This is a genomic window from Bacillus sp. FSL R5-0659, from assembly GCF_038008785.1.
Classification (GTDB): Bacteria; Bacillota; Bacilli; order Bacillales; family Bacillaceae; genus Bacillus; species Bacillus safensis.
In genome coordinates, this window is the sequence record NZ_JBBOZU010000001.1 from 208,140 (window position 1) to 233,533 (window position 25,394).

The following is a 25,394-nucleotide window of genomic DNA, read 5'->3' on the forward strand; positions in this document are numbered from 1 at the left end:
AGGAGTTGATTGTAAATGAAACCAGAAAATAAGCTGTCTCAATCAGTTCAACAATTGGCCAATACAAATGAAGTAACGATCGTTCAAGCAATGGGGGAATTGAGAAAGTCAGGAAAAGATGCAGTGCCAGTGCTTGTTGAAGCTTTAAAAGAAAAGGGGTCTCTGCGAAATATTGCCGCAGCAGTACTGGGTGAATTTGGAGCAGATGCGGGGGACGCAGCTGAACCGCTAGCACAGCTATTAGAAAGTGACGAAGAGGATACAAGAATGGCAGCTGCCATGTCACTCATGAGGATTGGTCAGCCTAGTCTGCCATTTCTTCTGCCATTAGCGAAACGTTATGAGGGACCTACTTGTTTTTGGGCATCATGGTGTATTTCTTGGATTGATCCATCAAAAATCGAAAAAAACATGTACGAGTGCTTAAAACAAGAACAAGAAAATCCAACAGGCAGCGTTACTCCTTTTGCTGCAGAGGAAGCTTTAGGGAAAATTATCGCTTTTCAGCTAAAGGAAAAGGGTGATGAATAGTGGGAACGCAGAAACTCAACTGGCCCGAGCATCTTCCTTGGATTTACCCTTCAGATCAAAGGAGTGTACCTAAGGGACAGCATCAGCTTCTTTATTTTTGGTCAGTCAGCTGTCCTCATTGTGAAGAATTAACCAATCATATCCTACAACGTGTGAATGAGCTGGGTATTCATTTAACCTTTGTCCATGTTCCATATACAGAAGAGGAAAAATCGGCAGATGTTGTTTCAGAGTATGCAGAGGAAAAGAATATGACCGCTCCTATTGTATTGGATCAGGATTATGAGATTGTTGCAAAGTATAAGATTCAAGGATTACCTAGCCTTTGTCTCATAGATCAACAGGGGCAGTTAATAGATCGGAAAATGGGAGATACCGGCTGGGAAAGAATTTTGAAAAAGTTAGAAAAACATTCAATTGGATAAGTGGAGGAGAGAGTGTTGTTTCAATCAAACAAAGAATTAAAAAGAAACGTCATTTTTTTTGCAGGTGTTGGAGCGGTTTTGCTGATTTTAATGATGCTGAAATGGTTGCCGATTTCTGCAGACTGGGAAATGGCGTTGATTTTATTCGGTTTGGGAATGTTGTTTTATTTGAAGCGAATGCTGCGGAAAGAAGAAAGTCATAAGTCATAATTATTCAGTATGATACCTAGAATATATATTCTAGGTTTTTTTATTAAATTTACCTTAAAACACACCTTTTCACATGGGGATATGAACCAATTTTTTAAAAGTGTGGTAGGATAAATATACTTTATCTTTATATTTTCCGAAGGAGCTGTCGAGTTGAAGGGATCTAGGGTTGAGTTTATTGATAGTTTACGTGGTTTTAGTTTATTAGGTATTTTGATCGTGAATATGCTTAATTTTCAATATGATTATGATTTTGAGAAAATGTTTGATTCGAGTTTTTGGGGGCAGGAATTCGGTGTATATGTGACGGAAATTATGTTCCAGGGGTCTTTTTATCCGATCTTTTCCTTTTTGTTTGGGTATTCTTTTATCAAGCTGATTGAATCGACGAAGGCCAAGGGGCTAAATACGAATGCCATTGTCGTTCGCCGTGGTTTTGGTCTGATTGTGCTTGGGATGCTGCATTTAATCTTCATTTGGAGTGGCGACATTCTTCTCTATTATGGAGCTTGTACGTTTTTCCTAATGATGTTTATAAACAGCCGAATCAAAACAGTGTTTATATGGTCGGGTATTTTAGGTGCCTTATCTTTAGTGATTTATCCATCTCTAATGAATTTTATTTACGGAAATCCTGATTTATTAACGAATGTATATGGGACTGGTACATATGGCGATATTGTATTGAGCCGGATTACAATTGAAGATGATATGGTAATCGTCTCCATCATTATGGCAATTGTAACACTTACTATGACACCAATTTTAAGTCTTCTCTATGCTCCTATCATGATCGGTCCATTTGCACTGCTTGGCATGGCGATCGGGAAAAAAGGTCATTTGACAGAAGAAGATCGAGGCATGGCTTATCGTAAAGGCTGGGTTTGGATGATTATCATCGGGCTTGCTTTAAAATGTGCGACGTTTATTGATGCTCCTTGGAGTGAAATGGTGTTGACGTTAGGAGCCTATGTCCTGACGATCGGTTATATTCAAGCGTTTATTGTTTTTTACTATTCAAAGGCTGCACAAGGGTTGAAACGTCTGCTTGCAGGGCTTGGCCGTTTGTCTCTATCAAACTATTTAGCACAGTCGATTATTTGTACAACGATTTTCTATTCTTATGGACTTGGTCTATTTGGACAATTGGGGTCAATGTTTGGGCTACTTCTTGCTGTCGGACTGTACACAGCACAGCTGTTCATCAGCTATCTCTATTTGAAAAAATGGAGAAGAGGTCCTGTGGAGTGGCTTATGGGAAAATGGGTATATTGGAAATAAAGCATTTTGTTAAAGAACCGTATGGCTTTTGGGCTGTGCGGTTTTTTATTTTTAAAAAATGAGGAGAACATTTTTTAAAATGGTTGAATATTCTTTTAGTGTGTATATAATGTATATATAGTGTATATACAATATTTTGTTCTAACTATGTGAAAAAAGAGGTTTTTATATGCAAATTACGATTTCAAACCATTCTAAGGAGCCCATCTATGAGCAAATTACGAATCAAATCAAATCGATGATTTTAACGGGTGAGCTTGCAGAAGGCGCAGCACTGCCGTCTATTCGCAAGCTGGCGAAGGATCTACAAATTAGCGTGATTACAACAAAGCGAGCGTATGAAGAGTTAGAGAAGGCAGGATTTATTTATTCAATTGTAGGCAAGGGATCTTTTGTTGCTGAACAAAACGTAGAAGTGATGAGAGAGAAGAAATTGAAGGTGATCGAGGAACAGCTTGGAGCGGTTGTCACAAACGGGAAAGAATTAGGCTTATCTTTTGATGAATTGCAGCAGTTATTAAAGTTCTTATATGAGGAGTGAGATGAGTGGAGCATGTGATTGAATTCACAGGAGTTTTGAAACGATTCAAGGATTTTTCAGTTCAGAATCTAGATTTACAAGTTAAGAAAGGATTTGTTACAGGGTTTATTGGAGAGAATGGAGCGGGTAAGTCGACCACCATTAAAATGATCATGAATTTGTTAAAACCCGATTCAGGTGACATCAAGGTTTTTGGATTGGATTATCATACTCATGAAAAAGAGATTAAGGAACGAATCGGCTTTGTTTACGATGCTAACGTTTTTTTCCCAGGATTGAATTTAAAGGACATCAAACGAATTGTAGCACCTGCCTATAAACGCTGGGATGACCGGCTTTTTGAGCAATATATTGAGCAGTTTGGTCTGCCGCTGAATAAAGCGATCAAAACATTCTCAAAAGGGATGCAGATGAAGGCGTCGCTTGCGATTGCGCTGTCGCATCATGCAGAGCTGATTATCATGGATGAGCCAACTGCTGGTTTAGATCCGGTTTTTAGAAGAGAGCTGCTCAGCACGTTACAAGAATTGATGATTGATGGAAATCGGACGATCTTTTTCTCGACGCATGTGACGACTGACTTAGACCGGATCGCGGATTATATTGCGTTTATACAAAATGGAAAATTGGTGTTTCAACAGTCGATTCATGAAGTGGCAGAAAGTTATGCGCTTGTGAAAGGAAGCCTGGAGTTATTGGATCGAGACACAGAAAAGGCCTTTGTCCATATCATGCGTACAGCAGCCGGATTTGAAGCATTAACCGATCGGATTGATGAAGTGAAACTCATTTTTGGGGATGCTGTTGTGATTGAACCGGCGTCGCTTGAGGATATCATGTTTTATTTGAAAGGCGGGGTTGCGCATGTTTCATTTAATTAAGCGTGATGTGATTTTGCAAAAGAAGCAGTTACTTATTTTTATTCCGTTTATCTTATTTTTTATTTTCATGGATGTCCATCCAGTATTGACGTTTCTAGTTGCTAGTGTCTTCATTCCATTTAACACATATGCGTATGATGAAAAGGCAGAAACGAATATTCTATTAAACTCCTTACCTTATACACGTAAAGAAATTATCGCATCACGTTATCTTGGCGCCATTTTCTATATGAGTATTGCGATCGTGCTGACAAGTGCTGCATTATTTGTGTTTGGGAAGCTGTTTTCGCTGTCAGATATTGCGATTGGCAGCGGGTTGTTTTTATTGTTCGCGGCGTGTACTTTTCCATTGTTTTATATCTTAAAGCCCGGTTATATCACAACGGCAGTGATTATTGGCTTTATCGTATTATCTGCTATGGGACCAACTGTTGTTCTCTATTTAGCAGAGCAATTCAGTGGGATCACTGATTTTATTATGAATTTATCGATCCCTATTTTATATACGGGGTCAGCTGTGCTGATTATGCTTTTCTACCTGCTGTCTTGGGGGCTTTCTACTGCGATTTACCAGAGGAAAGTGTTTTAATTCAGATGATCATATCATTTACCGAGAATCATTCATTTTGAGGCAGGGCTTTCAAAATGGATGATTCTTCTTTTTTTGAATCATGGGAAATTGACATACATTTGAAAAGAGGTTATGATTACTTAACATAATGTTAATTATTTTTAACATTATGTTAAGTAAAGTATCCTTCAAGAAAGGAATTTGAAATGGAGATTAAAAATAGAATCAAGGTGTTACGCGCTGAAAAAGACTGGACACAAAAGGATTTGGCAGAGAAGTTAGGTGTGACTCGTCAAACAGTGGCAGCGATTGAAAATGGTAAATATTCTTTGTCTTTAAAACTAGCATTTCAAATTGCTAGAACATTTGAAGTTGATTTGTATGATGTATTTCAAGAGGTCGACAAGGAGGAACAACAATGATGACGACGATCATTCTTTATTCTTTGATTATCCTTTCTGTTATAAGCACGGCCTTTCAATTTAAGAAAAGTCGTGAATATAAACATGATGAACGAGGTCAATTTATTTTAGCGAAAGCAGGAAGTTTTTCTATTATAGGTATTGCCTTAGCCTATATATTGGTTGCTGTTATCCAAGCTTCGGTCCATCAATTCTCATCTCCAAGAGAATGGTTTTATATAGCGATTACTTTTATGTATGTATCAAGTGTTTGCGCAAATACAATCGGTATCATCTATTGTGAAAGGAAATATTAATTCATCGCTAGATGTAAGCTGGAGTTCTTCATCATGAAGGGAAGAGAAAAACCAATGAAAAAAATATTGAGAATCATGTTGATATCTATATGTACTCTTATCACGGTCATGGTTGTTTTTCTAGCTACTGTTTATTTTGTAAACCTCATTAGTAATGAAAGGGAGAAGGGGAAAATAGAAGATTATGGGCAAAAGGTCTTGGTGGACGGTAAGCATATGAATGTGCTCATTCAAGGCGATGGGAAAGAAACGATTGTACTTCTCCCGGGCTATGGAACTGCTTCACCCGTGCTGGATTTTATGCCGCTAGTAAATGAATTATCACCATATTATAGAGTCGTAGTGATTGAACCATTTGGATATGGTTTAAGTGACGATACAGATAAAGTACGCACAAGTCAAAACATTGTAGATGAGATTCATGAATGTTTGCAGAAGCTCAACATTAAAAATTATACGTTGATGGGGCATTCGATTTTTGGCATTTATGGACTAGAATATGTAAATAAATATGAAAAAGAAGTGAAAGCATTTGTTGGAATTGATAATAGTGTTCCGAAGCAGGAAACGGATGAATTGCCGGTTTCCAGCTTGCAGCTGCTTCATCAATCCGGTTTTTACAGATTGATAGTGAAAATGAATCCAGATCAACTCGTGATGCCTAACGTGGATGATCAAACGAAAGATCAGATTAAAATGCTGACCTTCCGAAATTTCTTGGATGAAAGCCAAGCTAGCGAGGCAGAAAACATCACGAATAATTTTAAAAACGCTCAACGCTTACATTTACCTAAGAATCTCCCCGTTGTTTTCTACTTAGCGGATGAAACGGAGGAAGAAACACCAAGCTGGAAACCAATGCATGAAGACCTACTGAAAAATGTAGATCACGGAAAAGTTGTTACTTTCGAAGGCGGCCATTATTTGCATCATACGAAATCTAAGGAAATAGCAGCTGATTTTAGAGAATTTCTATCTATCAACGAGAGTCACCGATAGTGAGGGATTCTGGTGGGGCTTCGGCATTGCCGATGTTCAGTTTGAACTCGAGAAGACCGTGTGAGCGGTCTTTTTTTATTTTATATAAAGAACCGATATTGACAGTTTATCATGTAGTGGATTAAAATACATACCAACGGTCGGTATGTAAAAGGAGGCGTTTTAATTGGCCAGAAATAAATATCCAGAAAAGACGATTCAGCAAATTTTAGATGTGTCGACGAAACTGTTTCAGGAAAAAGGATTCGAAAAGACAAGTTTGCAGGATATCATACATGAATTGAATATGTCTAAAGGGGCTATTTATCATCATTTCAAATCAAAGGAAGAAATATTACGTGCTGTGATGGAGAGGCAATTTCGCCATGCGACTGAGAAGCTTGAAGATTTGATTGAGCATACAGAGGCAGCGCATGCGAAAGAGAAGCTGCAGCGTATTTTAGAGCAGCTTGTGGCAGATCCGCAATCTCATTCGATTGATGGGATCTTGGTTGATCAGATCAAAAACCCGCAATTTGTGGTTGAGGGAATGAAGGCAGGCGTAAATGAGGATGCGCTTAAAATCAAACAGCTGATTCTTGAAGGGATTGAGGATGGTTCGATAACGACTGCTTTTCCTGGTGAAGTGGCAGAAGTGTTTATGCTTCTCGTGAATATATGGCTGAACCCAACACTATTTGCTCGTGATCAACAGGAAACTAGTCAGCGTTTGCTGTTTTTACAACAGATGATGAGAGGGCTTGGAGTGGATGTGGTGAGTGATCTATTCATTCAAAAGGTCACAGCGCATTATGCTGGGATTGGTGGATATGATCAGCCTGAAATCTAACTGGTCAAATAAGAGACAAAAGGAGAATTCATTTCATAGGAGGATGCCTTATGCTTCACTTCATAAAACTAGAGCTAAGAAAAAATCATATGAAAAATTACATTCAAGCTAGTATGATCGCAAGCATTGTACTGCTGGTGTTTATCTATTTTGCAGCGTTTGCTGCACGGGTTGAACAGGAAATAGGTTTTCAGCAATATCCGAATATCTATTTGTTGACCAGTATAGTATGGATGATCTTTTTTTCGATCGTCACATCATGGATGTATTGTCGAGTAGTGGTGAATACATTGAAAGACTATGAAACTCATTCACCAAGTTTGAAAGCATCACTCCTTCCGAGAATGGTCTGGATGCTGTGTTTTTCTACGATTGCTATGCTGTGTAGCATCATTCCTTCATTTATTGTGTTTAGTGTTACTGAAACGTTCTTCCCTATCGTTCAGGATGCGCTGACTGCTGATGTGATGTTCAATGTGATCAAAACGTACCTAGTATTTACTTGCTGTATCAATGGCATTGGCATGATTGCGATGAGAGTGGGATTAATGAAGAAATCTACCTTCATGACGATCATGACTGCGATTGTTCTATGTGCTGTTTTAGGAAACGTATGTATCGCAGTTGATGGAAATGATCAAATGAATGTCATTTTGTCAGGAGTCATGGTCGCAGCTGTTCTGATTGTAATGTTGGAATTGTGGGCCAGTATCACCCGGCTTCAAGCGAGATAAGCCACGATGAAAAAGGAGGGAGACATGTGGAGCATACGGTTCAAATTGAAGAATTGGTCGTAGAATTATCGCTTGATTGGCTGCTCGGAGAGGTGCGTATCCATCACCATGATCATCCTTATCTCATCATTCGTCAAACGACCAATCAAGTCTTTCCAAAGCGCTATTTGCTGCATCATCAGGTAAAAGGTGGGCGGCTGGTCATTCAAGATAGACGAAAAAGAATATTCAGCTTAGGACTGCACCTTTATCAAACAGATCTCACTATTTATCTTCCGAAAAATCAAATACAGTCTATGTCCATTCGTTGTAAAGGAGCAAATCTTCAGGCGGAAGAACTGAATGTGGAAAATGCCTATGTTCATTTAACTTCTGGAAAGACGTTGCTAGCAGGTGAAATCAAGCGTCTCCATTTAGAGACAGTTGGTGGACTTATTTCTAGCCGGCAGCTGGCCGCGCAGACATTGTCATTGCACGCCACATCGTCAAAAGGTGAGTTGACGGGTGCTTTCTCAGATGTTGATCTGCATGTAACAGGTAGAAGGATACAAATTCATTCTACAAGCATGCTACATTCACTTAAGTCTATTTCAACTGGAGCATATGTCAAAGTGGCGATTCCAGAAAATGATGGGTTTACTTGTTATGTAAAGAAAAGATCTGGCACTTTTCAGAATGACTTTCTTTGTTATCGAGAGCAGAAAAACTTGGTGCATAAGAATGGACAAAGATCCTTTGAGGTTGATATAAGAGGTGGTCATTTTCTATTAAGTCATCAGCATTGAAGGAACTTTCTTCCCTTGATTCAATATATCAATATAAAACAATTTGAAACTCTTTTTATGTCAGAATATTTTGTTAATAGTGTTTTCCTCAAAAAAACAATTGTTTTTTAAGGGTAGATTTATTATGATAATATACATCGAAAGATTGATGTTTCTCAATCAGAATGAAAATTCTGATTTTTATTTTTTATGTTGTTTGTTGATGAGGGGGAAGAAAAGTGGCTCAAAAGGAATTAAAGAGAGGGTTAAGTGCCCGCCATATTCAAATGATTGCTCTTGGCGGCACAATCGGTGTTGGCTTATTTATGGGGTCAGCGAAGGCCATTCAATGGACAGGTCCATCGGTTCTTCTAGCGTACGCAGTGTGTGGTATTTTTATCTTTTTTATTATGCGAGCGATGGGAGAAATGTTATATCTTGAGCCGAGTACAGGGTCGTTTGCTACATTCGGGCATCAATATATTCATCCGCTTGCAGGGTATATGACGGCTTGGAGTAACTGGTTCCAGTGGGTCATTGTCGGAATGTCTGAAATTATTGCTGTTGGGGCTTATATGAAATATTGGTTCCCAGAGCTGCCTGCGTGGATTCCAGGGTTAATTGCGATGATCATTTTAGGAGCGGCCAACTTGATTTCGGTTAAGTCGTTCGGTGAATTTGAATTTTGGTTTGCGATGATCAAAATTGTGACGATTATCTTGATGATTGTTGCAGGTCTAGGCATTATTTTCTTCGGATTTGGAAATGGCGGGACGCCTATTGGCTTGTCTAATCTGTGGGCACACGGCGGGTTCTTTACAGGTGGATTTACCGGGTTCTTGTTTGCATTGTCGCTCGTCATTGCTGCCTACCAGGGTGTTGAGCTGATTGGGATTACAGCAGGTGAAGCACAAAATCCAGAAAAGACGCTGACCAATGCCATCAAAAGTATCATCTGGCGTATTTTGATTTTCTATATCGGTGCGATCTTTGTCATTGTGACTGTGTATCCGTGGGATCAGCTGAATACGCTTGGCAGTCCATTTGTGGCGACGTTTGCGAAGATCGGAATTACAGCAGCGGCAGGTATTATTAACTTTGTTGTGATTACAGCAGCGATGTCAGGCTGTAATAGTGGTATTTTCAGTGCGGGCCGTATGCTTTATACATTAGGTGTAAATGGTCAGGCACCTGCTTTCTTTACAAAAATTTCGAAAAATGGTGTACCGTATTTTGGGACATTCGCTGTGCTGATTGGTCTAGCGATAGGAGTTGTTCTGAATTATGTTTCTCCGCCAAACATTTTCGTCTATGTGTATAGTGCGAGTGTTCTTCCTGGGATGGTGCCTTGGTTTGTCATTTTGATTAGTCATATTGGCTTCAGAAAGGCGAAGGGAGCAGCGCTTGATCAGCATCCGTTCAAGATGCCGCTAGCACCGTTTTCTAACTATCTTACAATCGGATTCTTAGTAATGGTACTTGTGTTTATGCTCATTAATCAGGATACGCGTATTTCTCTTATTGTAGCAATTGGGTTCTTGATTTTAGTGGCGCTTAGCTTTTTTGTATTTGGAATTGGGAAACGGAAACCGATTGAAACAGCTTCTTCTGATCAAACGGTGAAATAATCAAAAGCCTTGCGGAGTGGACCGCGAGGCTTTTGTCGTTTACAGAGAAGATTTGACACGCTGAAAGACATCTGGATAGTTGGTGAAAAGACCGGTGACGCCGTATTGCAGAAGACGTGTCATGTCTGCTTCGCTGTTGACCGTATATGGATGAAGGAGCAGTCCGTGGCTTCTGACCTGCTGGACGTTTTCAGGTGTTAAAGCTCTAAAATTCGGTCCGACTCCCACGGCGTACGTTTTAATAAAGTCGAGCTGATCGTCTGTGATGGATGTCATTTGGGCTCTGTCTAATAGCTGTACTTTTGGAAGGCGCGGAGCTAATTTCTGCAGCTTTAGCAGGCTGTCTTGACTAAAGGATTGTATGATAACCTGCCCTTTTCTTGTGTGTTTCCCAAGAAGATGATGTTTCTTTAAGGCGGCCAATAGTTTTTCTTCCATTTGCGGATAAAGGTCTGGTTTTTTTGTTTCAATATAATAATTCTCTCGTTTTCCGAAATAGCGCAGCACCTCATCTAATGTAAGGACTCTCTGTCCGATATAGTTGGCATTTTGTCTGTCGGGATTGGCTTCGTTAAACCATGTGCCCGCATCAAGCTGTTTGATTTCGGCAAGTGTGAGGTCTTTGACCCACCCTGTTCCGTTTGTGGTCCGGTCAACGGTTTCGTCGTGCATCACGATGAGATGTCCATCCTTTGTCATTTGAAGATCGAGTTCGAGGTAATCTGCATTCATCTTTGTGGCGAGTTTATAGGAAGCCAGGGTATGCTCTGGTGCATACCCTGATGCTCCGCGGTGTGCAACGGTTAAGATGCGATCTGGAGTTAAAAGATGTTCATGAGCCGATATGGTGGCCGGCACCCACGCAAAAGACAGTAAAGCAAAAGAGAGCAACACGAAAGCAAGTAATCTACTTTTCTTCATATTTTATCCTCCTTTTACGGTAACTGCCTCCATCATAAGAAATAGATGTAAAGAGCATGTTGGGCGGATATGAATCTTTTATGTGATTTTCATTAAGCTTGCTCTACGCGTTTTCCTGTATTCCATGTCATCGCGAGGAAAACAATCGCAAGCACACAAGAACCAACCAGTAAAATGAAGCCTCCTGTCCAGTCATAGTGATCGACGACGACACCCATCATGGCATTGGCAAAGGCAGAGCCGCCAATGTAGCCGAAGAAGCCTGTCAGTCCGGCAGCAGTGCCAGCTGCTTTTTTCGGAGCGAGATCAATGGCTTGAAGTCCAATGAGCATAACAGGTCCGTAAATCAAAAAGCCGATGCTGATGAGGGCAATGTTATCAACCATTGGATTGCCAGCAGGATTTAGCCAGTAAACGAGAACAGCAATTAACACCCCGACCATAAAGATGACGCCAGCTGGTGCGCGGCGGCTTCTAAAGAAGCGGTCACTGATCCATCCGCACAATAATGTACCGGGAATGCCTGCATATTCATAAAGAAAATAAGACCAGCGTGAATGCTCTGGTGAAAAGCCCTTCGCTTCTGTTAAGTAGGTCGGCGCCCAGTCAACGACACCGTAACGGACGAAGTACACAAACACGTTGGCAATGGCGATATACCATAGGAATTTATTGTTGAGTACATATTTAAATAAAATCTCTTTTACTGTTAATTCTTTTTCTTGATCCTCATATTTTTGTGCCGGATAGTCATTTCGATATTCCTCGATTGGCGGAAGACCAGTGGATTGCGGGGTATCCCGTACGAGAAGAATGATCACGAAGGAGACGATAATGGCAATGATGGCAGGGAAGAAAAAGATACTTTTCCACGTCGCAAACAGTACAATTCCTAATGTGATAAGCGGTGCAAGAATCCCCCCACCGATATTGTGAGCGACGTTCCAAATGGACATTTTCGTACCACGTTCACTAACCGAAAACCAGTGCGCCATCGTACGTCCGCATGGCGGCCACCCCATGCCTTGAAACCAGCCATTTAAGAACATGAACAAAAACATGATCCATACACTGGATGTGACCCACGGAAATGAGACAAATAGGATATTGATAAGAGCTGATAAAAAGAGTCCGGCAGCTAAAAAGTATCTGGGGTTACAGCGGTCTGAGATCATCCCCATGATGAATTTACTAAAGCCATAAGCAATGGATACGGCTGCGAGTACAAAGCCTAATTCACTTTTCGTGAACCCCTCTTCCTGTAGATATGGAATGGCAAAAGCGAAATTTTTGCGCAGCAAATAGTAGCCCGCATACCCGATAAAGATGCCTAGAAAGACTTGCAGCCGCAGCCGCTTATAGGTCTCGTCTGTTTTGGCATCATCAAGCCTGTCGATATGCGGAGCAGGTTTAAACCATTTGAACATAAAGATCCTCCTTTTGTAGATGTCCGATTGACTGAAGCAAAAGTACGAGAATGGCTTTTGATCCTGTACCTTTTCAGAGACAAAAGAATTGTTAGCGCTTTCTTTTGTACTCCCATCATATCGGATGAAAGAGACGTTTATGATGAGGCTTTTGTCATAAATTTGGAAAAATGGTTCGTGAAGTAACAAAAAAATCCGCACAATGGCGGATTTTTTCTTAGATGTTACAGAGACACATTAATTTTCGCAGATTTCTTTAGCTTTTCAATTTCTTTTTGTACTTCTTTCTGCTTTTCTTGAGATTCTAGCTGTTTTTTAATTTGTGATTTAACCTCTTTGTATTCTGGTGCTTTTTGCTTTTGTTTTTTCATTTGGTCTGCGTATTGGTCATAGTACGCTTTGACGTCTTTCTCAGAGACGGAGGCTGATTTGATTTCTTTGTCGACATATTGGCTGTACTTGATGCTGTCGGCAATGTCACTTTTCAGCTGATCCAATGTAAGTCCGCTCTTTTTCAGTGCTTCTTCGAATTGAGCGTTGTCTTTAAACTGTTTCTTTTCTTCCTTTAGCTGCTTATCTACTTCTTTGTCAGAGGCTTTGAAGCCCTTCTTCTCAGCATCTTGCAGGATGAGCTCTTGGCCTACAAGCGCATCAATGGTTTGTTTCTTGACTGCTTTCTCGCCTTCTTTAGAAGTTGGGTCTTGCCCGGACTGCTGAAGCTGGCCTTGGATAGTAGATAAGGCGCTATTGTATTCACTGCCTGTGATTTTGTCTTTGTTGACGGTCGCAACGACCTTTTGATCATCGATTTTTTGTGCGTCTAATTTCTTTTGCATCTCTTCCATTTGCTTTTGCTGCTCTTTTTGATCAGCCTGTGTTGTTTCCTTGTTTTTGGCTGAATCGTTTTGCTTATCTTGTTTGGCATCGTTTGACGAGCAGGCTGCAAGCCCAACAGATAACAGACAAGCGATGAGTGTATATGATACCTTTTTCATCATTTTCTCTCCCTTCGGTATGAGAACATCTAGTGCGCATTCTAACCGTTTTAGAGGAAAAATAAAACCGTACAGACGATTTGTTAGCGGATTGACATGTTTTTTATCTGTTTGTCCTCATTTTGTCTTCTCATAGTCATCATATGACAAACTTAATCATGGAATAACTGTTCCATCACTTCATCGATTTGGGTGATCGGCTGGCGGCAGCTGTAGTTTTCGCAAATATACACGGTGGTGCTGCCGTCGATTGTTTTGTAATCTTTTGCAAATGGTGCGAGCTTGGCTAAGTCATTTCCTGTTTCGGCGGTCAAAATGATATCAAATGGCATAAATCGTTTCCGAATCGCCTGTAAAAGCCGTTCTTTTTCCGGATCTCCGTTTTTCCCAAGAATGATGATTTCTCTTTTTGCCGCATATTGACTCAAGAGCCCTTGCAGAAACGCTGTGTGTCCGCTTGGGTAGGAAGAGACATCGACATAAAAGGCTTTGAACATCTGTTCTAATGTTTTCAGCCAGTCTTGACGTCCAGTCATTCTGCTTAGCTTCAGAAGCTGGTGGAGTGCGGTGCTGTTACCAGAAGGCATGGCACCGTCGTACACTTCTTTTTCTCGAACGAGGAGCGCTTCCGCATCTGAACCTGAGAAGAAAAAGCCCCCTTTTCCCTTGTCCCAAAACAGCTCAAACATGTTCTCGGCAATGGCTTTGGCTTTTTCCAGCCAATCTAATTCAAAAGTCGCTTCGTATAAAGACATATACGCTTTTAGCATATGCGCATAATCCTCGATAAAGCCGAGATGCTTCACGTCACCTTCTCTGTAGCGGACCATAAGCCGCTCATGTTGAACAAGATGTGTTTCTAGAAAAGACATCGCCTGCTGCGCCATAAGAATCGCTTCCTCTGAATCAAAGACACTTCCTGCTTTGGCGAGAGCCGCGATTATCAGCGCATTCCAAGATGTGAGCACTTTGTCATCTACAAGCGGCGCAGGTCGCTGCTGTCTGACTGATTGTAAAATGTGTCGGGCTTCTTGCAGCTTGGAATGAAGTGTATGGTCATCAATTGAAAAAGAGGTTTTGATGTCCTCAAAAGAGGTGGAAATGGTATGAGGGATGTTTTCCCCTTCAAAATTCCCCTCTTCTGTGATGTGATAGACTTCGCAAAATAAAGCGCCAAGATCCTCTCCTAAATGAGTGATAATTTCATCCTTTGACCAGACGTAATATTGTCCTTCTTTCCCTTCAGAATCTGCATCTATCGCTGAATAAAAGGAGCCGCCTGGATTCATCATATCTTGTTTAATAAATTGAATCAGACGTTGGACAAGCTTTTCATACTCAGGTTTTGAAGTGAGCTGATACGCTTCTGTGTAAGCTTCCATCAGCAGCGCGTTATCATACAGCATTTTTTCAAAATGCGGCACAAGCCATTTTTCATCCGTCGAATAACGAGAAAAACCGGAACCAATATGGTCATATATACCGCCATTTGCCATCCCATCTAACGTTTTCGTGACTGCATACAGCGCATTCTCCTGTCCAGTCCATTCGTAATAGCGCATCAGAAATGAGAGCATATGAGGTGCAGGAAATTTTGGTGCGGAGCCGAATCCGCCATACAGTGTATCAAAGCTGTTCATGAGCTGATAATAGGCTTTGTGAATTGCCTCTTGAGACAGCGTATTTTCTGTCTGCCCTGCTGCTTTAATCCGCAGATTATTTGTCGCTTTCTCAGCCAATGATTCAATATGATCCCGGTCGTTATGGTACGCATCCAGCAATTGTGTCAGTGCCTCGATAAAGCCAGGGCGCCCGTATGCACTTCTCTTTGGAAAATACGTCCCCGCATAAAAAGGCTTTTGATCCGGCGTGACAAACACGTTCAACGGCCAGCCGCCTTGCCCCGTCATCATCTGACAAACAGACATATACATAGAGTCGATGTCTGGACGCTCCTCACGATCGACTTTGATCGCAATGAAATGCTCGTTTAAGATGTCGGCGACTTCTTGGTTTTCGAAGCTTTCGTGGGCCATGACGTGGCACCAGTGACAAGTGGCATAACCGATGCTGACAAGCACAGGTTTATTTTCACGCTTGGCTTTGTCAAAGGCTTCTTGCCCCCACGGGTACCAATGAACTGGGTTGTGGGCGTGCTGAAGGAGATATGGTGATTTTTCATGGATGAGCGGGTTGGGTGTTTGGTTGTTTGGCATGGGATCACCTTCCTTTCTATATGTTTTTTAGTATTCTCTTTTCTCTATTTAATATATCAGATTGCTGTTGACCGTCATCATTTGTCTGTGAGGTATTCCAAAAATGAAAAAATCAAGGGCTATAAACCCTTGATAGCTACATCAATCGTAATGCTTTAACAAGATGGCTGAATTATGTCCTCCAAAACCAAAAGAATTGGATAGCCCATATTTCAATGGAAGCTGTCTTGCTTCTAATACAACATCTAAATTGCAGTCTGGATCTTGATTCTCTACATTAATAGTTGGCGGAATCATTCCTCGTCTCAAACTTTCCACTAAAGCAATGGCTTCTACTCCGCCGGCAGCACCAAACATGTGCCCAGTCATTGACTTGTTTGCCGTTGTTGGAATTTCACCTGAACGATCACCAAATAATTTCTTAATCGCTAAAACTTCTGAACGATCACCTACTTGTGTACTTGTTGCATGAGCACTAATAACATCAATTTCATCTGTTGATATGTTTGCGCTTCTCAATGCTTTTTTCATGGCTAAGTAGGCACCCTTACCTTCTGGGTGTGAAGCTACCATATGATGAGCATCTGAACTAGCTCCGTATCCCACTACTTCACATAATATCGGTGCATCCCTAAGAATCGCGTTTTCTAATGATTCTAATACTAAGATACCTGCGCCTTCACTCATCACAAAACCATCTCTATCTGTATCGAATGGACGGCTGGCTAGGCTTGGCTCTTGGTTTCTAGTAGATAGTGCATGTGCGTTTCCAAAACTGGCCAAAGATATTTGTGAGACGGCAGCTTCTGCTCCACCGGCAAATATAATATCTGCATCATCATTTCGGATCGCATTGAAAGCTTCACCAATAGAGGTGTTCCCAATAGAACAAGCTGTGACTGGTGACAATGATGGCCCTTGTGCCCCTAATCTTATGCTGATTTGGGCCGCAGCCGCATTTGAAATCATCATGGGGACAAGGCTGGGGCTTACTCTTGAGGGACCTCGTTTATCTAATACATTCACTTGATCAACAAGCGATTGGATACCCCCGATTCCTGAACCAACATATACGCCTAAACGTTCAAGATCAACTTGATCTAACTGTAATTGTGAATTTTCTAATGCTTGTTCGGCTGCTGCTAAGGCAAACTGACTAAAGCGATCTAAACGTTTTGCTTCTTTTCTTCCCAATATTTTATCTGCATCGAAATCACGAACGATTCCGGCTATTTTTGTTTTATAATCAGTTGTATCAAAAGAGTCAATGAGAGATATTCCCGATTGTCCTTTGATTAGTTGATTCCAAAAGCTATTTACATCATTTCCAAGTGGAGAAATAATTCCCATTCCAGTAATGACAACTCTTTTCATGATCATTCCCTCCTTGTTTTTATTAACTTTAGCCATTGTGTTATCCTATTACAAGTTGTTGTTTATCCTAGTATAATTAATAATATTTTAAGGGAGATCTTCATGAAACCTGAAACTAGACTTCAAGCTTTATCAGAATTTCTAAAGAATCAACGTTCGAAAATCACTCCTCAAATGGTTGGTTTACCTGTAGGAACCCGCAGAAGAACACCAGGATTAAGAAGAGAAGAAGTGGCTCAACTAGCCGGTGTGAGTCTTACTTGGTATACATGGTTAGAGCAAGGCAGAGATATAAAAGTATCTACTTCGGTATTAGATGCGATTTCTCGAGCATTACAATTAAATAACGATGAAAGGAGATATTTGTACGCTTTAGCGTTAGAGGAAGGAGTGAAACAATCCTTTATTATTGAGAATGAGAAGGAAATCAGTCCGGCTTTAGTGAAAATGTTGCAGGAGCTTCGTTATTGCCCAACGATTATATCTGATAGAAGAAGTCAAATTGTTGGGTGGAATCAAGCAGCAGCTAATGTATTTTTGGACTTTGAACAAATCATCCCGGCAGAAAGGAATATCATACGCTTACTATTCGCAAGAAAAGAATTTAAAAGTCTAGCCGTGAATTGGGAGCATTTTGTTAGAGGATATATCGCCATATTTAGAACGTATTATGGACAGTATGTGGCTGATGACTGGTATGAGCAATTTATCGAAGAAATGGAGCAGGCATATCCTGAGTTTCGTAAAATTTGGAATGAAAATGAGATCAGCTATGCGCCTGAAGTATTAATTGAATTTCGTCATGCTAAGGCAGGTAAAATGTTGTTTAACCTCACTTCATTACAAGTGTATGGGGATACTGATTTAAGATGCAGTGTCTATACTCCAGTTGAGGATACTGATACGGAGCTTAAGTTGAAACGTTTAATTGAAGGCTAGGTTTCGTTTGGATGAAGTTATTATGGTCATTAAATATAAAATAGATATTATGCCGTCAGTGACAAGTGGGCATAACCGATGCTGATAAGCACCGGTTTATTTTCACGTTTGGCTTTGTCGAAGTTATTTGTCCCCCTAAGCCTATATCGTTTCTGGTAAATGATGTTTATACATCTCAAGCGCATCTGTATGTTCTTTTAAAACGCTCATTGTTTTTGGATGTGGTTTAACATATATCAAAGGATAGTCGACTTCATCTAATTCTTGTTGAGTATGAAAAGCTAATCTTTCATGATCAAGTGAGAATTGAGCATCAATTCCTGTTTTGTTGCCGCGAGAGTCTAATCGAATCCATTTATTAAGTGATTGCAGAAATACTGCATTTAATGCGTGAATACAATATCCTTTATCTGGCTATCGAACAACATTAAACGCTGATAGCAAAAACCTGTGGGTATTCCTTGTGAGCGCAACAGGGCAGCCAATAGGTTCGATTTTGCGTAGCAAATTCCCTCTTTATAAGTTAATACCTCTGATGCATGACAAGTCACTCGTTTGGATTGGATATCCCATGTATGGGGAATTTCATCTCGAACAAACTCATAGGCTGCTTTTGCTTTTTCTATTTCTGTCTGCAATGGATTGAAAAGTTCATTTGATTTTGCTCGAATAAGAGGATGAGAATAATCAACTTCAGCTAGTTCACATAAATAATCATCAAAATTTTTAGATTCACATGTCAAGTTCATGATAATGTCCCCTTTTCTCTATACTTTTACCGCAGGAGGTCTATTTCTTCACCAGTACATATTGTAAATTTTCTAATTCAAACATATCAATCAGTTCATTGATGTCTTTAAAATAGATATGTTTTCCAAACCGTTTTTTGCTTAGGTCAATTTCTACATCCAATTGATCATCCTTTTCTTTCGTTTCGAGTTCATTTAGACAAGAATAGATTTCGATGGTTTCTCCTTTTGAAAGCTCTTTTTCAATGAATTTAAAAAGTGCACGAAGAGAATGAATGATGTCCAATTCATAAACAAAAGGATGTGTGAATTTGTTTCTTACCGTTTCATAGAAAGGATCTAAATAATCAATGTGAATGCCTTCGAAATCCTCTTCTGTTTCGAATACTTCTATCAAAGGATCTTCTTTTTGATAGGTTTTGTGCTTTTTTTGTTTTTGATCAAACAATTTGATATTGAGTTCAGAGAGTGGTTTATAGGTAGGATTTTGACCAATGGTCCCAAGCGGCAGTTCTTTGTTTGATCCAATATAATGCTGTAAAGTCATAGGTTGCCCTCTTTTCTTTCAATGATTTCTCGTTCGTTGATTATTTTCTTTTTATCAATAAATGGTGGAATGTGCAATTATTTTCACATACGTTCTCTACAAAAGAGAAGGGCAAGTCGTTTGACTAAATACCTCTTAGGGTATACTATCTGTTCATAGGAATTCAATAGAAAGGGGTACTTGCGAATGGAATATAATCAGCAGATGAAGAATCGTCTTCGCCGGATTGAGGGGCAGATTAAAGGGGTTCTTGCGATGATGGAGCAGGGAAAGGATTGCCGCGAGGTGGTGACGCAGCTGTCTGCATCACGCAATGCCATTGATCGTGCAATGGGTGTGATTGTGAGTACAAATCTTGAACAATGTGTCCGTGAAAGTCTTGAACAAGGCAAGGATACGGAGGGTCTTGTGAAAGAAGCGGTTGAGCTATTGGTGAAAAGCCGGTAAGAAATTCATCAGCCTTTGGAGGTTGACGGATTTTTTTACTTGTTATAATATACCCTTACCGGTATATGTATATATTTTTTATTTTATATATACCCCCAAGGGTAATTGAAAAAGGAGGAGCAGAATGGAAGAACAGAAAAAACGCACGACGATTGTGCTATTTAGTGGAGACTATGATAAAGCGATGGCGGCTTATATTATCGCCAATGGTGCAGCGGCCTATGATCATGAGGTGACGATTTTTCATACGTTTTGGGGGCTGAATGCCTTGCGCAAGGATGAGATGGTGCCAATGAAAAAAGGTTTTTTAGAAAAAATGTTTGGCAAGATGATGCCGCGCGGGGCTGATCGAATGGGCATTTCAAAGATGAATTTTGCTGGAATGGGCCCAAAGATGATTAAGCACGTGATCAAAAAGCACAATGCCATGACTTTGCCGCAGCTTATTGATATGGCGAAGGAACAGGAGATTAACCTCGTGGCATGTACAATGACGATGGACCTTTTAGGATTGCAGGAGAAAGAATTATTAGATGATATTCAATATGCTGGTGTGGCGGCGTATTTAGCAGAGGCTGAAATTGGGAATGTGAATTTATTTATCTAGTGAGGTGTTAACAAATGATTCAAACACTTTTGATCATCATTGTCATTGGTTTGCTGGTGAGCCGTTTTCTTCCTGTAAAGGGTGTAAAACAAATGGATGCAGCCGATATGAAACCTCAATTGCGTAGGCAGCATCAACAACTGATTGACGTTCGGTCTCCTGTAGAATTTCAAACAAACCATATTAAAGGATTTCGCAACATCCCATTACCTCAGCTAAAAGAACGAGCAAATCAGCTTGCGAAAGACAAAGAGGTCTATGTGATATGCCAAAGAGGGATGAGAAGTATGCAGGCAGCTAAAATATTGAAGAAGCAAGGATTTACACAAATTACGAATATCAAGGGTGGCATGAATGCTTGGCATTAAGTATGTATAAAATATACCCCCACCCCTATATAAAGGAGGACATCACGTGCAGCAACCAACTGTCATTTTAGATGCAAAAGGATTGGCATGTCCGATGCCGATTGTGAAAACAAAAAAACAAATGAATGAGCTATTACCAGGAGACGTGCTTGAGGTGCAAGCTACCGATAAAGGATCAGCAGCGGATCTAGCGGCATGGTCAAAGAGTGCCGGCCACGAATTTTTAGGAACAAAAGTAGAAGGACAGGTGCTTCATCATTTGATACGTAAAGGTGGAGTGCAAGAGAAAGAAGGGGAGTCAATGATTTCGGAAATGCCTTTGAATACGTTCCAACAGAAGGTAAAAGAAGATCAATCTTTGTTTATTTTAGATGTACGAGAACTGGATGAATACGAGGCGGGGCATATTCCAGGAGCTGTTCACATCCCTCTTGGAGAAGTCGAACACCGTGCAGAAGAATTGAGCCAGGATACGCTTATTTACCTCATCTGTCATTCAGGCAGAAGAAGTGAATTAGCCGCGCAAAAGTTAAAAGAAAAAGGATTTCAACAATTAGTGAATATAGTGCCAGGCATGAACAGCTGGACAGGAGAGATTGAAAAATAGGAGCTGAATAAAACGATGTCTGTAAAAGAAATGACAGCAGAACAGTTAACAAAAAAGATTATCAACAAAGAGCCCATCTTTTTGTTAGATGTACGAAACGAATCAGATGTACAGGACTGGAAGATTGAAGGAAAAGCCGTTGATTATATCAATGTGCCTTACTTTGAGCTTCTTGATGGCGTAGAGGATATGGTCGAGAAAGTACCAACAGACCGAGAAGTGCTCGTTGTGTGTGCCAAAGAGGGCTCCTCTATTATGGTGGCGGAGATGCTGTCAGAGGCGGGCAGAACGGTCAGTTATTTACAAGGTGGTATGAAGGCATGGAGTGAGCATGTCGAGCCAGTGAAGATTGGTGATTTAAGCGGCGGTGGAGAGCTGTATCAATTTGTACGGATGGGCAAAGGGTGTCTGTCCTATATGATCATGTCCAATGGAGAAGCTGCGGTTGTGGATGCTGCTCGAATGACGGAGGTCTATATCGATTTTGCGAAAAAGCATGATGTTTCGGTGGCGCATGTGCTGGATACTCACCTTCATGCGGATCATATTTCTGGTGGGAAAAAACTAGCTGATCAGACAGGAGCTGCTTACTGGTTGCCGCCAAAAGATGCAGAAGAGGTAACCTTTGAATATGAACATCTTGAAGAAGGACAGCGGATAACGATTGGAACAGCTTCCATCGACATTCAATCCATTTATTCCCCGGGACATACGATCGGCTCAACATCTTTTATCGTAGACAATCAATTTCTTCTTTCAGGTGATATTTTGTTCGTTGATTCCATCGGAAGACCTGATCTCGCTGGACAGGCGGAGGACTGGGTAGGTGATTTGAGAGAAACACTTTATGACCGATATATGGCGCTTTCAAAAGAATTAATTGTTTTACCTGCCCATTTCATGGTCATGGAAGAAGTGAATGAAGACGGAAGCGTTTGGAAGGAACTTGGCGTTCTATTTGAAGAAAATCATGGACTGAACATTGAAGATGAAGATGTATTTAGACAAATGGTCACGAAGAATCTTCCTGCACAGCCAAACGCCTATCAAGACATTCGGTATACCAACATGGGGAAATTGACTCCAGACGATGAAGAGCAGCGGGAAATGGAAATTGGTCCAAACCGTTGTGCGATTCGGTAATGTCCAATAAAATAAGAAAAGAGGAACGATCAAATGACATCTGATCAACTATTAGACGTAACAGGGCTTGCATGCCCAATGCCGATTATTCGAACGAAGAAAAAAATGAATGACTTGGCGGAAGGTCAAGTTTTAGAAATACATGCAACAGATAAAGGGGCTAAAGCTGACTTGGCTGCATGGGCGAAGTCAAGCGGACATGAATTGATCACGCAGACAGAAGAAGGTCACGTGCTGAAGTTCTGGATGAGAAAAGGGTCCTAAAGGATGTAGGGGTATCTGCTGAAGATCCCCTTTTCCTTTTGCAAAGGAGGAGACCAGCGTGGATTTTGCGTTTTTGATTACACTTTTTATCATCGGATGTATTGGTTCCTTCTTATCAGGAATGGTGGGGATCGGCGGATCTGTGATCAACTATCCCATGCTGCTTTATATCCCGCCTCTTCTCGGTGTGATGGCATTATCAGCACACGAGGTTTCAGGGATTGGCGCCATTCAAGTGCTTTTTTCGACGCTGGGTGGTGTACTGGCGTATCGGAAAAGCGGATATTTACATCGCTCGCTGATTTTATATATGGGAAGCAGTATATTGGCGGGCAGCTTATTAGGCAGTTATGTATCACATTTTATGCCAGAGAAAGGGATGAACCTCGTCTATGGATTACTTGCCATTGTGGCGGTTATTCTCATGCTGATTCCGAAAAATGGACAGCGTGCAGACGCAGAGGGTGAAGTCACTTTTCATAAAGGACTGGCATCAGGTATTGCCTTTGTAATTGGCAGTGTTTCCGGGGTATTAGGCGCAGGCGGTGCATTTATTTTAGTGCCTGTCATGCTGTCTATTTTAAAAATTCCTGTACGGATGACGATAGCGTCGTCACTTGCGATTACATTTCTTTCTGCTATAGGCGCATCGACTGGAAAGGTATTGACGGGTCAAGTCATGCTTCTTCCTGCGATTGTGCTGATGGCCGCAAGTTTGGCAGCCGCTCCGCTTGGTGCTAAGGTCGGTCAGAAAATCAATGCCGTCTATTTGCAATGGGCACTTGCTGTAATGATTACAGCGACAGCGGTCAAAATTTGGCTGGATATTTTATAAAAGAAAGACCAACAGAGCAAACGTGTTGGTCTTTTTTATTTGACGTCATCGTGCTCGATATACGTTTCTAGTGCGGGGTGGTACTCTTTTTGATAATGAAGGTTGGGACATGTTTTCACGACTTTGCCTTGCAGGGCATTGGACTTTGAGACTTCTAATGCTGTTCTACATTTAGGACAGCGTTCGGCAAAGAATGAGGGCCAGCGTTTCATATATCACCACTCCAGTTAAAGTCTTAAAAACCGATTATATTAATATGAATTATAGGGGATCATGCAGGTGAGGTCAATGGGTGTTTGAGTCTTTTTAACAAAAAAAGAAGCATCCTGAGATGCTTCTTTATCGTTCATATTCTTAATAGGCTTTCGCCCAGAACACCATATCAGATGCAGGCTTTCCGCAGCAGACACATGTGTCAGAAATGGTTTCTTGTTCAAATGGGATACAGCGTGAGGTCGCACCTGTTCTTTCTTTAATATCGTTTTCACAGGCTTCGTCACCGCACCACATGGCTTTAATCAATCGGTTTTCTTCTGCAAGAATTTGCTCGATGTCTTCGATTGTGAGGGCTTGTGATGTTTTTTCATGTAATCGTTCCTTCGCCTTTTCGTACATGGTCTGCTGGATGTCTTCAAGCGTTGCTGTGATGGTTTGTTCAAGTGCATCTAACGTGACAGCTTGCTTTTCACCAGTGTCTCGTCGTGCGAGCATCACCTGTCCTTTTTCGATGTCCTTTGGTCCTACTTCTACACGTAGCGGAATACCCTGCATTTCACACTCGTTGAATTTCCAGCCAGGCTGTTTATCGCTTGCATCGATGTCAGCGCGTGCGATGCGGGCGAGTCGATCCTTTAATTCATAGGCATGATCGAGGACACCTTCTTTATGAGAAGCGATTGGCACGATACGCACTTGGGTTGGCGCAATATTTGGCGGGAGGACAAGCCCTCTGTCGTCGCCATGCACCATGATCATAGCGCCGATAATTCTTGTTGTGAAGCCCCATGAAGTCTGCTGGACATGCTCTAGTTTTCCTTCACGGTTTAAAAATTCAATACCAAACGCCTTTGCAAATCCGTTCCCGAAGAAATGAGAAGTGGCAGTTTGGAGCGCTTTTCCATCATGCATCAAGCTTTCGACTGTATAGGTGAAGCGGGCGCCGGCGAATTTTTCTTTCTCTGTTTTTCTCCCTTTAATGACAGGAATGGCAAGGAGATCTTCGCAAAGAGAAGCGTAAGTGTGAAGCATTCTTTCTGTTTCTTCAATCGCTTCTTGCTCAGTCTCATGGCACGTGTGTCCTTCCTGCCATAGGAATTCAAGGGTTCTAAGGAAGGGACGTGTTGTCTTTTCCCAGCGGACGACATTGGCCCATTGGTTATATAGCTTTGGTAAATCGCGGTAGGAATGAATAATGTTTTTATAATGCTCAGCGAACAGCACTTCAGAGGTTGGTCTGACGCAGAGCCTTTCTTGTAATTCGGATTCACCGCCATGTGTGACCCACGCCACTTCAGGAGCAAAGCCTTCGATATGATCCTTTTCCTGCTGCAGCAGGCTCTCTGGGATAAAGAGCGGCATATAGACATTCTCATGACCCGTTTCTTTAATCTGGCGGTCAAGTTCGTCGCGAATATTCTCCCAGATTTTAAAGCCGTACGGCTGAATGATCATACTGCCTCTCACGCTTGAATAATCGACGAGCCGCGCCTTTGTGACAACATCTGTATACCATTGGGCAAAGTCGTCTTCCATGCTTGTAATTTTCTCAACAAATTGTTTCTTTGACATTGCAGGTTCCTCCTTTTTAAAAAACAAAAAAGCTGTACTTTAAGTTAGGGACCAT

30 protein-coding genes, 1 pseudogene and 1 other annotated feature (1 of these 32 only partly in view) are annotated in these 25,394 nt (G+C 41.1%); of the genes and pseudogenes, 22 read left to right on the forward strand and 9 right to left on the reverse strand.

All coding sequences use genetic code 11. The annotated features are described in order from the left end of the window. The first annotated feature begins 15 nt into the window (after window positions 1-15). From NSQ72_RS01165 to NSQ72_RS01230, 14 genes are all read left to right on the forward strand, one after another. Window positions 16-531 carry a HEAT repeat domain-containing protein gene (locus NSQ72_RS01165; protein ID WP_341083080.1) on the forward strand — a complete coding sequence of 172 codons (516 nt, stop codon included), beginning with the start codon at window positions 16-18 and terminating at the stop codon, window positions 529-531. Beyond that, on the forward strand, window positions 531-956 hold the full coding sequence (locus NSQ72_RS01170) for a TlpA family protein disulfide reductase (RefSeq protein ID WP_144516434.1): 426 nt from the start codon (window positions 531-533) through the stop codon (window positions 954-956). Before NSQ72_RS01165 ends, NSQ72_RS01170 begins: the two co-directional genes overlap by 1 nt. 12 nt (window positions 957-968) lie before the next feature. Further along, window positions 969-1,166, forward strand: coding sequence for a hypothetical protein (locus NSQ72_RS01175; protein WP_231730795.1), 198 nt, complete (start codon window positions 969-971; stop codon window positions 1,164-1,166). Window positions 1,167-1,319: 153 nt separating this feature from the next. After that, window positions 1,320-2,447, forward strand: coding sequence for a DUF418 domain-containing protein (locus NSQ72_RS01180; protein WP_341083082.1), 1,128 nt, complete (start codon window positions 1,320-1,322; stop codon window positions 2,445-2,447). 169 nt (window positions 2,448-2,616) lie between these two features. After that, window positions 2,617-2,988, forward strand: coding sequence for a GntR family transcriptional regulator (locus NSQ72_RS01185; protein WP_039176077.1), 372 nt, complete (start codon window positions 2,617-2,619; stop codon window positions 2,986-2,988). 5 nt (window positions 2,989-2,993) lie between these two features. Next, window positions 2,994-3,869 (forward strand): ABC transporter ATP-binding protein, encoded by an 876-nt coding sequence (locus NSQ72_RS01190; RefSeq protein WP_144490663.1) that lies wholly within the window; start codon window positions 2,994-2,996, stop codon window positions 3,867-3,869. Next, on the forward strand, window positions 3,853-4,458 hold the full coding sequence (locus NSQ72_RS01195; RefSeq protein WP_247544643.1) for an ABC-2 transporter permease: 606 nt from the start codon (window positions 3,853-3,855) through the stop codon (window positions 4,456-4,458). Before NSQ72_RS01190 ends, NSQ72_RS01195 begins: the two co-directional genes overlap by 17 nt. A gap of 188 nt (window positions 4,459-4,646) precedes the next feature. After that, a complete protein-coding gene (locus NSQ72_RS01200; protein ID WP_039176085.1) occupies window positions 4,647-4,862 on the forward strand; it encodes a helix-turn-helix transcriptional regulator in 216 nt (71 codons plus the stop codon). Further along, a complete protein-coding gene (locus NSQ72_RS01205; RefSeq protein ID WP_144495632.1) occupies window positions 4,859-5,158 on the forward strand; it encodes a hypothetical protein in 300 nt (99 codons plus the stop codon). Before NSQ72_RS01200 ends, NSQ72_RS01205 begins: the two co-directional genes overlap by 4 nt. A 54-nt stretch (window positions 5,159-5,212) precedes the next feature. Further along, window positions 5,213-6,157 carry an alpha/beta fold hydrolase gene (locus NSQ72_RS01210; RefSeq protein WP_341084998.1) on the forward strand — a complete coding sequence of 315 codons (945 nt, stop codon included), beginning with the start codon at window positions 5,213-5,215 and terminating at the stop codon, window positions 6,155-6,157. A gap of 196 nt (window positions 6,158-6,353) precedes the next feature. Beyond that, a complete protein-coding gene (locus NSQ72_RS01215; RefSeq protein ID WP_268473343.1) occupies window positions 6,354-6,986 on the forward strand; it encodes a TetR/AcrR family transcriptional regulator in 633 nt (210 codons plus the stop codon). Window positions 6,987-7,036: 50 nt separating this feature from the next. Next, the gene (locus NSQ72_RS01220; protein WP_268473039.1) at window positions 7,037-7,720 is read left to right on the forward strand and encodes a bacitracin ABC transporter permease; all 684 of its coding nucleotides are present in this window, start codon (window positions 7,037-7,039) and stop codon (window positions 7,718-7,720) included. 26 nt (window positions 7,721-7,746) lie between these two features. Further along, complete coding sequence (locus NSQ72_RS01225) at window positions 7,747-8,505, forward strand: DUF4097 family beta strand repeat-containing protein (protein WP_144495638.1); 759 nt, start codon at window positions 7,747-7,749, stop codon at window positions 8,503-8,505. Window positions 8,506-8,723: 218 nt separating this feature from the next. Beyond that, a complete protein-coding gene (locus NSQ72_RS01230; RefSeq protein WP_039176097.1) occupies window positions 8,724-10,112 on the forward strand; it encodes an amino acid permease in 1,389 nt (462 codons plus the stop codon). A gap of 39 nt (window positions 10,113-10,151) precedes the next feature. Here NSQ72_RS01230 and NSQ72_RS01235 read toward each other — a convergent pair whose 3' ends face one another. The 5 genes from NSQ72_RS01235 to fabF all read right to left on the reverse strand — a co-directional run bounded on the left by NSQ72_RS01235 (window position 10,152) and on the right by fabF (window position 17,045). Continuing rightward, window positions 10,152-11,033 carry a glycerophosphodiester phosphodiesterase gene (locus NSQ72_RS01235; protein WP_341083086.1) on the reverse strand — a complete coding sequence of 294 codons (882 nt, stop codon included), beginning with the start codon at window positions 11,031-11,033 and terminating at the stop codon, window positions 10,152-10,154. Between the two features lie 92 nt (window positions 11,034-11,125). Continuing rightward, window positions 11,126-12,460: a glycerol-3-phosphate transporter gene (glpT, locus tag NSQ72_RS01240; RefSeq protein ID WP_041088787.1), complete on the reverse strand. Its 1,335-nt coding sequence runs from the start codon at window positions 12,458-12,460 to the stop codon at window positions 11,126-11,128. A gap of 224 nt (window positions 12,461-12,684) precedes the next feature. Beyond that, complete coding sequence (locus tag NSQ72_RS01245) at window positions 12,685-13,455, reverse strand: SurA N-terminal domain-containing protein (RefSeq protein ID WP_024424429.1); 771 nt, start codon at window positions 13,453-13,455, stop codon at window positions 12,685-12,687. 152 nt (window positions 13,456-13,607) lie between these two features. Next, entirely contained in the window at window positions 13,608-15,671 is a 2,064-nt protein-coding gene (locus NSQ72_RS01250) for a thioredoxin domain-containing protein (protein WP_144490665.1), read from the reverse strand. Between the two features lie 141 nt (window positions 15,672-15,812). Then, window positions 15,813-17,045, reverse strand: coding sequence for a beta-ketoacyl-ACP synthase II (fabF, locus tag NSQ72_RS01255; protein ID WP_144490666.1), 1,233 nt, complete (start codon window positions 17,043-17,045; stop codon window positions 15,813-15,815). Window positions 17,046-17,147: 102 nt separating this feature from the next. On the opposite strand from fabF, the gene NSQ72_RS01260 reads away from it, so the two are divergent. Beyond that, complete coding sequence (locus tag NSQ72_RS01260) at window positions 17,148-17,984, forward strand: helix-turn-helix transcriptional regulator (protein ID WP_047204154.1); 837 nt, start codon at window positions 17,148-17,150, stop codon at window positions 17,982-17,984. Between the two features lie 141 nt (window positions 17,985-18,125). Here the strand turns inward: NSQ72_RS01260 and NSQ72_RS01265 are convergent. Then, a pseudogene (locus NSQ72_RS01265) lies at window positions 18,126-18,733 on the reverse strand (transglutaminase-like domain-containing protein). 40 nt (window positions 18,734-18,773) lie between these two features. After that, complete coding sequence (locus tag NSQ72_RS01270) at window positions 18,774-19,280, reverse strand: hypothetical protein (RefSeq protein ID WP_126682132.1); 507 nt, start codon at window positions 19,278-19,280, stop codon at window positions 18,774-18,776. Between the two features lie 186 nt (window positions 19,281-19,466). On the opposite strand from NSQ72_RS01270, the gene NSQ72_RS01275 reads away from it, so the two are divergent. From NSQ72_RS01275 to NSQ72_RS01305, 7 genes are all read left to right on the forward strand, one after another. Further along, window positions 19,467-19,727: a metal-sensitive transcriptional regulator gene (locus NSQ72_RS01275; RefSeq protein ID WP_003217059.1), complete on the forward strand. Its 261-nt coding sequence runs from the start codon at window positions 19,467-19,469 to the stop codon at window positions 19,725-19,727. Window positions 19,728-19,851: 124 nt separating this feature from the next. Continuing rightward, window positions 19,852-20,334 (forward strand): DsrE/DsrF/DrsH-like family protein, encoded by a 483-nt coding sequence (locus NSQ72_RS01280; RefSeq protein ID WP_041088802.1) that lies wholly within the window; start codon window positions 19,852-19,854, stop codon window positions 20,332-20,334. Window positions 20,335-20,348: 14 nt separating this feature from the next. Beyond that, window positions 20,349-20,702: a rhodanese-like domain-containing protein gene (locus NSQ72_RS01285; RefSeq protein WP_341083088.1), complete on the forward strand. Its 354-nt coding sequence runs from the start codon at window positions 20,349-20,351 to the stop codon at window positions 20,700-20,702. Between the two features lie 46 nt (window positions 20,703-20,748). Then, window positions 20,749-21,309 (forward strand): sulfurtransferase TusA family protein, encoded by a 561-nt coding sequence (locus NSQ72_RS01290; protein ID WP_106025747.1) that lies wholly within the window; start codon window positions 20,749-20,751, stop codon window positions 21,307-21,309. A gap of 15 nt (window positions 21,310-21,324) precedes the next feature. After that, entirely contained in the window at window positions 21,325-22,452 is a 1,128-nt protein-coding gene (locus NSQ72_RS01295) for an MBL fold metallo-hydrolase (protein WP_341083090.1), read from the forward strand. A gap of 33 nt (window positions 22,453-22,485) precedes the next feature. After that, a complete protein-coding gene (locus NSQ72_RS01300) occupies window positions 22,486-22,716 on the forward strand; it encodes a sulfurtransferase TusA family protein (RefSeq protein WP_024427452.1) in 231 nt (76 codons plus the stop codon). A gap of 58 nt (window positions 22,717-22,774) precedes the next feature. After that, entirely contained in the window at window positions 22,775-23,551 is a 777-nt protein-coding gene (locus NSQ72_RS01305) for a sulfite exporter TauE/SafE family protein (protein WP_341083092.1), read from the forward strand. A gap of 35 nt (window positions 23,552-23,586) precedes the next feature. Here NSQ72_RS01305 and NSQ72_RS01310 read toward each other — a convergent pair whose 3' ends face one another. Together NSQ72_RS01310 and proS are read right to left on the reverse strand one after the other, a co-directional pair. Next, window positions 23,587-23,763: a hypothetical protein gene (locus NSQ72_RS01310; RefSeq protein ID WP_164512187.1), complete on the reverse strand. Its 177-nt coding sequence runs from the start codon at window positions 23,761-23,763 to the stop codon at window positions 23,587-23,589. A 142-nt stretch (window positions 23,764-23,905) separates the two neighbouring features. After that, complete coding sequence (gene proS, locus NSQ72_RS01315; RefSeq protein WP_144495662.1) at window positions 23,906-25,339, reverse strand: proline--tRNA ligase; 1,434 nt, start codon at window positions 25,337-25,339, stop codon at window positions 23,906-23,908. Between the two features lie 43 nt (window positions 25,340-25,382). After that, window positions 25,383-25,394 (reverse strand) — a binding site (T-box leader); it runs 185 nt beyond the window's last position.

What these genes read in the sequence shown, in the direction of transcription:
- NSQ72_RS01165 (WP_341083080.1), top strand. Translation starts at nt 16, where the DNA reads ATGAAACCAGAAAATAAGCTGTCTCAATCAGTTCAACAATTGGCCAAT.
- NSQ72_RS01270 (WP_126682132.1), bottom strand. Translation starts at nt 19,280, where the DNA reads ATGACTTTACAGCATTATATTGGATCAAACAAAGAACTGCCGCTTGGG.
- fabF (WP_144490666.1), bottom strand. Translation starts at nt 17,045, where the DNA reads ATGAAAAGAGTTGTCATTACTGGAATGGGAATTATTTCTCCACTTGGA.
- NSQ72_RS01205 (WP_144495632.1), top strand. Translation starts at nt 4,859, where the DNA reads ATGATGACGACGATCATTCTTTATTCTTTGATTATCCTTTCTGTTATA.
- NSQ72_RS01280 (WP_041088802.1), top strand. Translation starts at nt 19,852, where the DNA reads ATGGAAGAACAGAAAAAACGCACGACGATTGTGCTATTTAGTGGAGAC.
- glpT (WP_041088787.1), bottom strand. Translation starts at nt 12,460, where the DNA reads ATGTTCAAATGGTTTAAACCTGCTCCGCATATCGACAGGCTTGATGAT.
- NSQ72_RS01235 (WP_341083086.1), bottom strand. Translation starts at nt 11,033, where the DNA reads ATGAAGAAAAGTAGATTACTTGCTTTCGTGTTGCTCTCTTTTGCTTTA.
- NSQ72_RS01295 (WP_341083090.1), top strand. Translation starts at nt 21,325, where the DNA reads ATGTCTGTAAAAGAAATGACAGCAGAACAGTTAACAAAAAAGATTATC.
- NSQ72_RS01260 (WP_047204154.1), top strand. Translation starts at nt 17,148, where the DNA reads ATGAAACCTGAAACTAGACTTCAAGCTTTATCAGAATTTCTAAAGAAT.
- NSQ72_RS01185 (WP_039176077.1), top strand. Translation starts at nt 2,617, where the DNA reads ATGCAAATTACGATTTCAAACCATTCTAAGGAGCCCATCTATGAGCAA.
- NSQ72_RS01250 (WP_144490665.1), bottom strand. Translation starts at nt 15,671, where the DNA reads ATGCCAAACAACCAAACACCCAACCCGCTCATCCATGAAAAATCACCA.
- NSQ72_RS01220 (WP_268473039.1), top strand. Translation starts at nt 7,037, where the DNA reads ATGCTTCACTTCATAAAACTAGAGCTAAGAAAAAATCATATGAAAAAT.
- NSQ72_RS01200 (WP_039176085.1), top strand. Translation starts at nt 4,647, where the DNA reads ATGGAGATTAAAAATAGAATCAAGGTGTTACGCGCTGAAAAAGACTGG.
- NSQ72_RS01195 (WP_247544643.1), top strand. Translation starts at nt 3,853, where the DNA reads ATGTTTCATTTAATTAAGCGTGATGTGATTTTGCAAAAGAAGCAGTTA.
- NSQ72_RS01245 (WP_024424429.1), bottom strand. Translation starts at nt 13,455, where the DNA reads ATGAAAAAGGTATCATATACACTCATCGCTTGTCTGTTATCTGTTGGG.
- NSQ72_RS01275 (WP_003217059.1), top strand. Translation starts at nt 19,467, where the DNA reads ATGGAATATAATCAGCAGATGAAGAATCGTCTTCGCCGGATTGAGGGG.
- NSQ72_RS01210 (WP_341084998.1), top strand. Translation starts at nt 5,213, where the DNA reads ATGAAAAAAATATTGAGAATCATGTTGATATCTATATGTACTCTTATC.
- NSQ72_RS01285 (WP_341083088.1), top strand. Translation starts at nt 20,349, where the DNA reads ATGATTCAAACACTTTTGATCATCATTGTCATTGGTTTGCTGGTGAGC.
- NSQ72_RS01300 (WP_024427452.1), top strand. Translation starts at nt 22,486, where the DNA reads ATGACATCTGATCAACTATTAGACGTAACAGGGCTTGCATGCCCAATG.
- proS (WP_144495662.1), bottom strand. Translation starts at nt 25,339, where the DNA reads ATGTCAAAGAAACAATTTGTTGAGAAAATTACAAGCATGGAAGACGAC.
- NSQ72_RS01310 (WP_164512187.1), bottom strand. Translation starts at nt 23,763, where the DNA reads ATGAAACGCTGGCCCTCATTCTTTGCCGAACGCTGTCCTAAATGTAGA.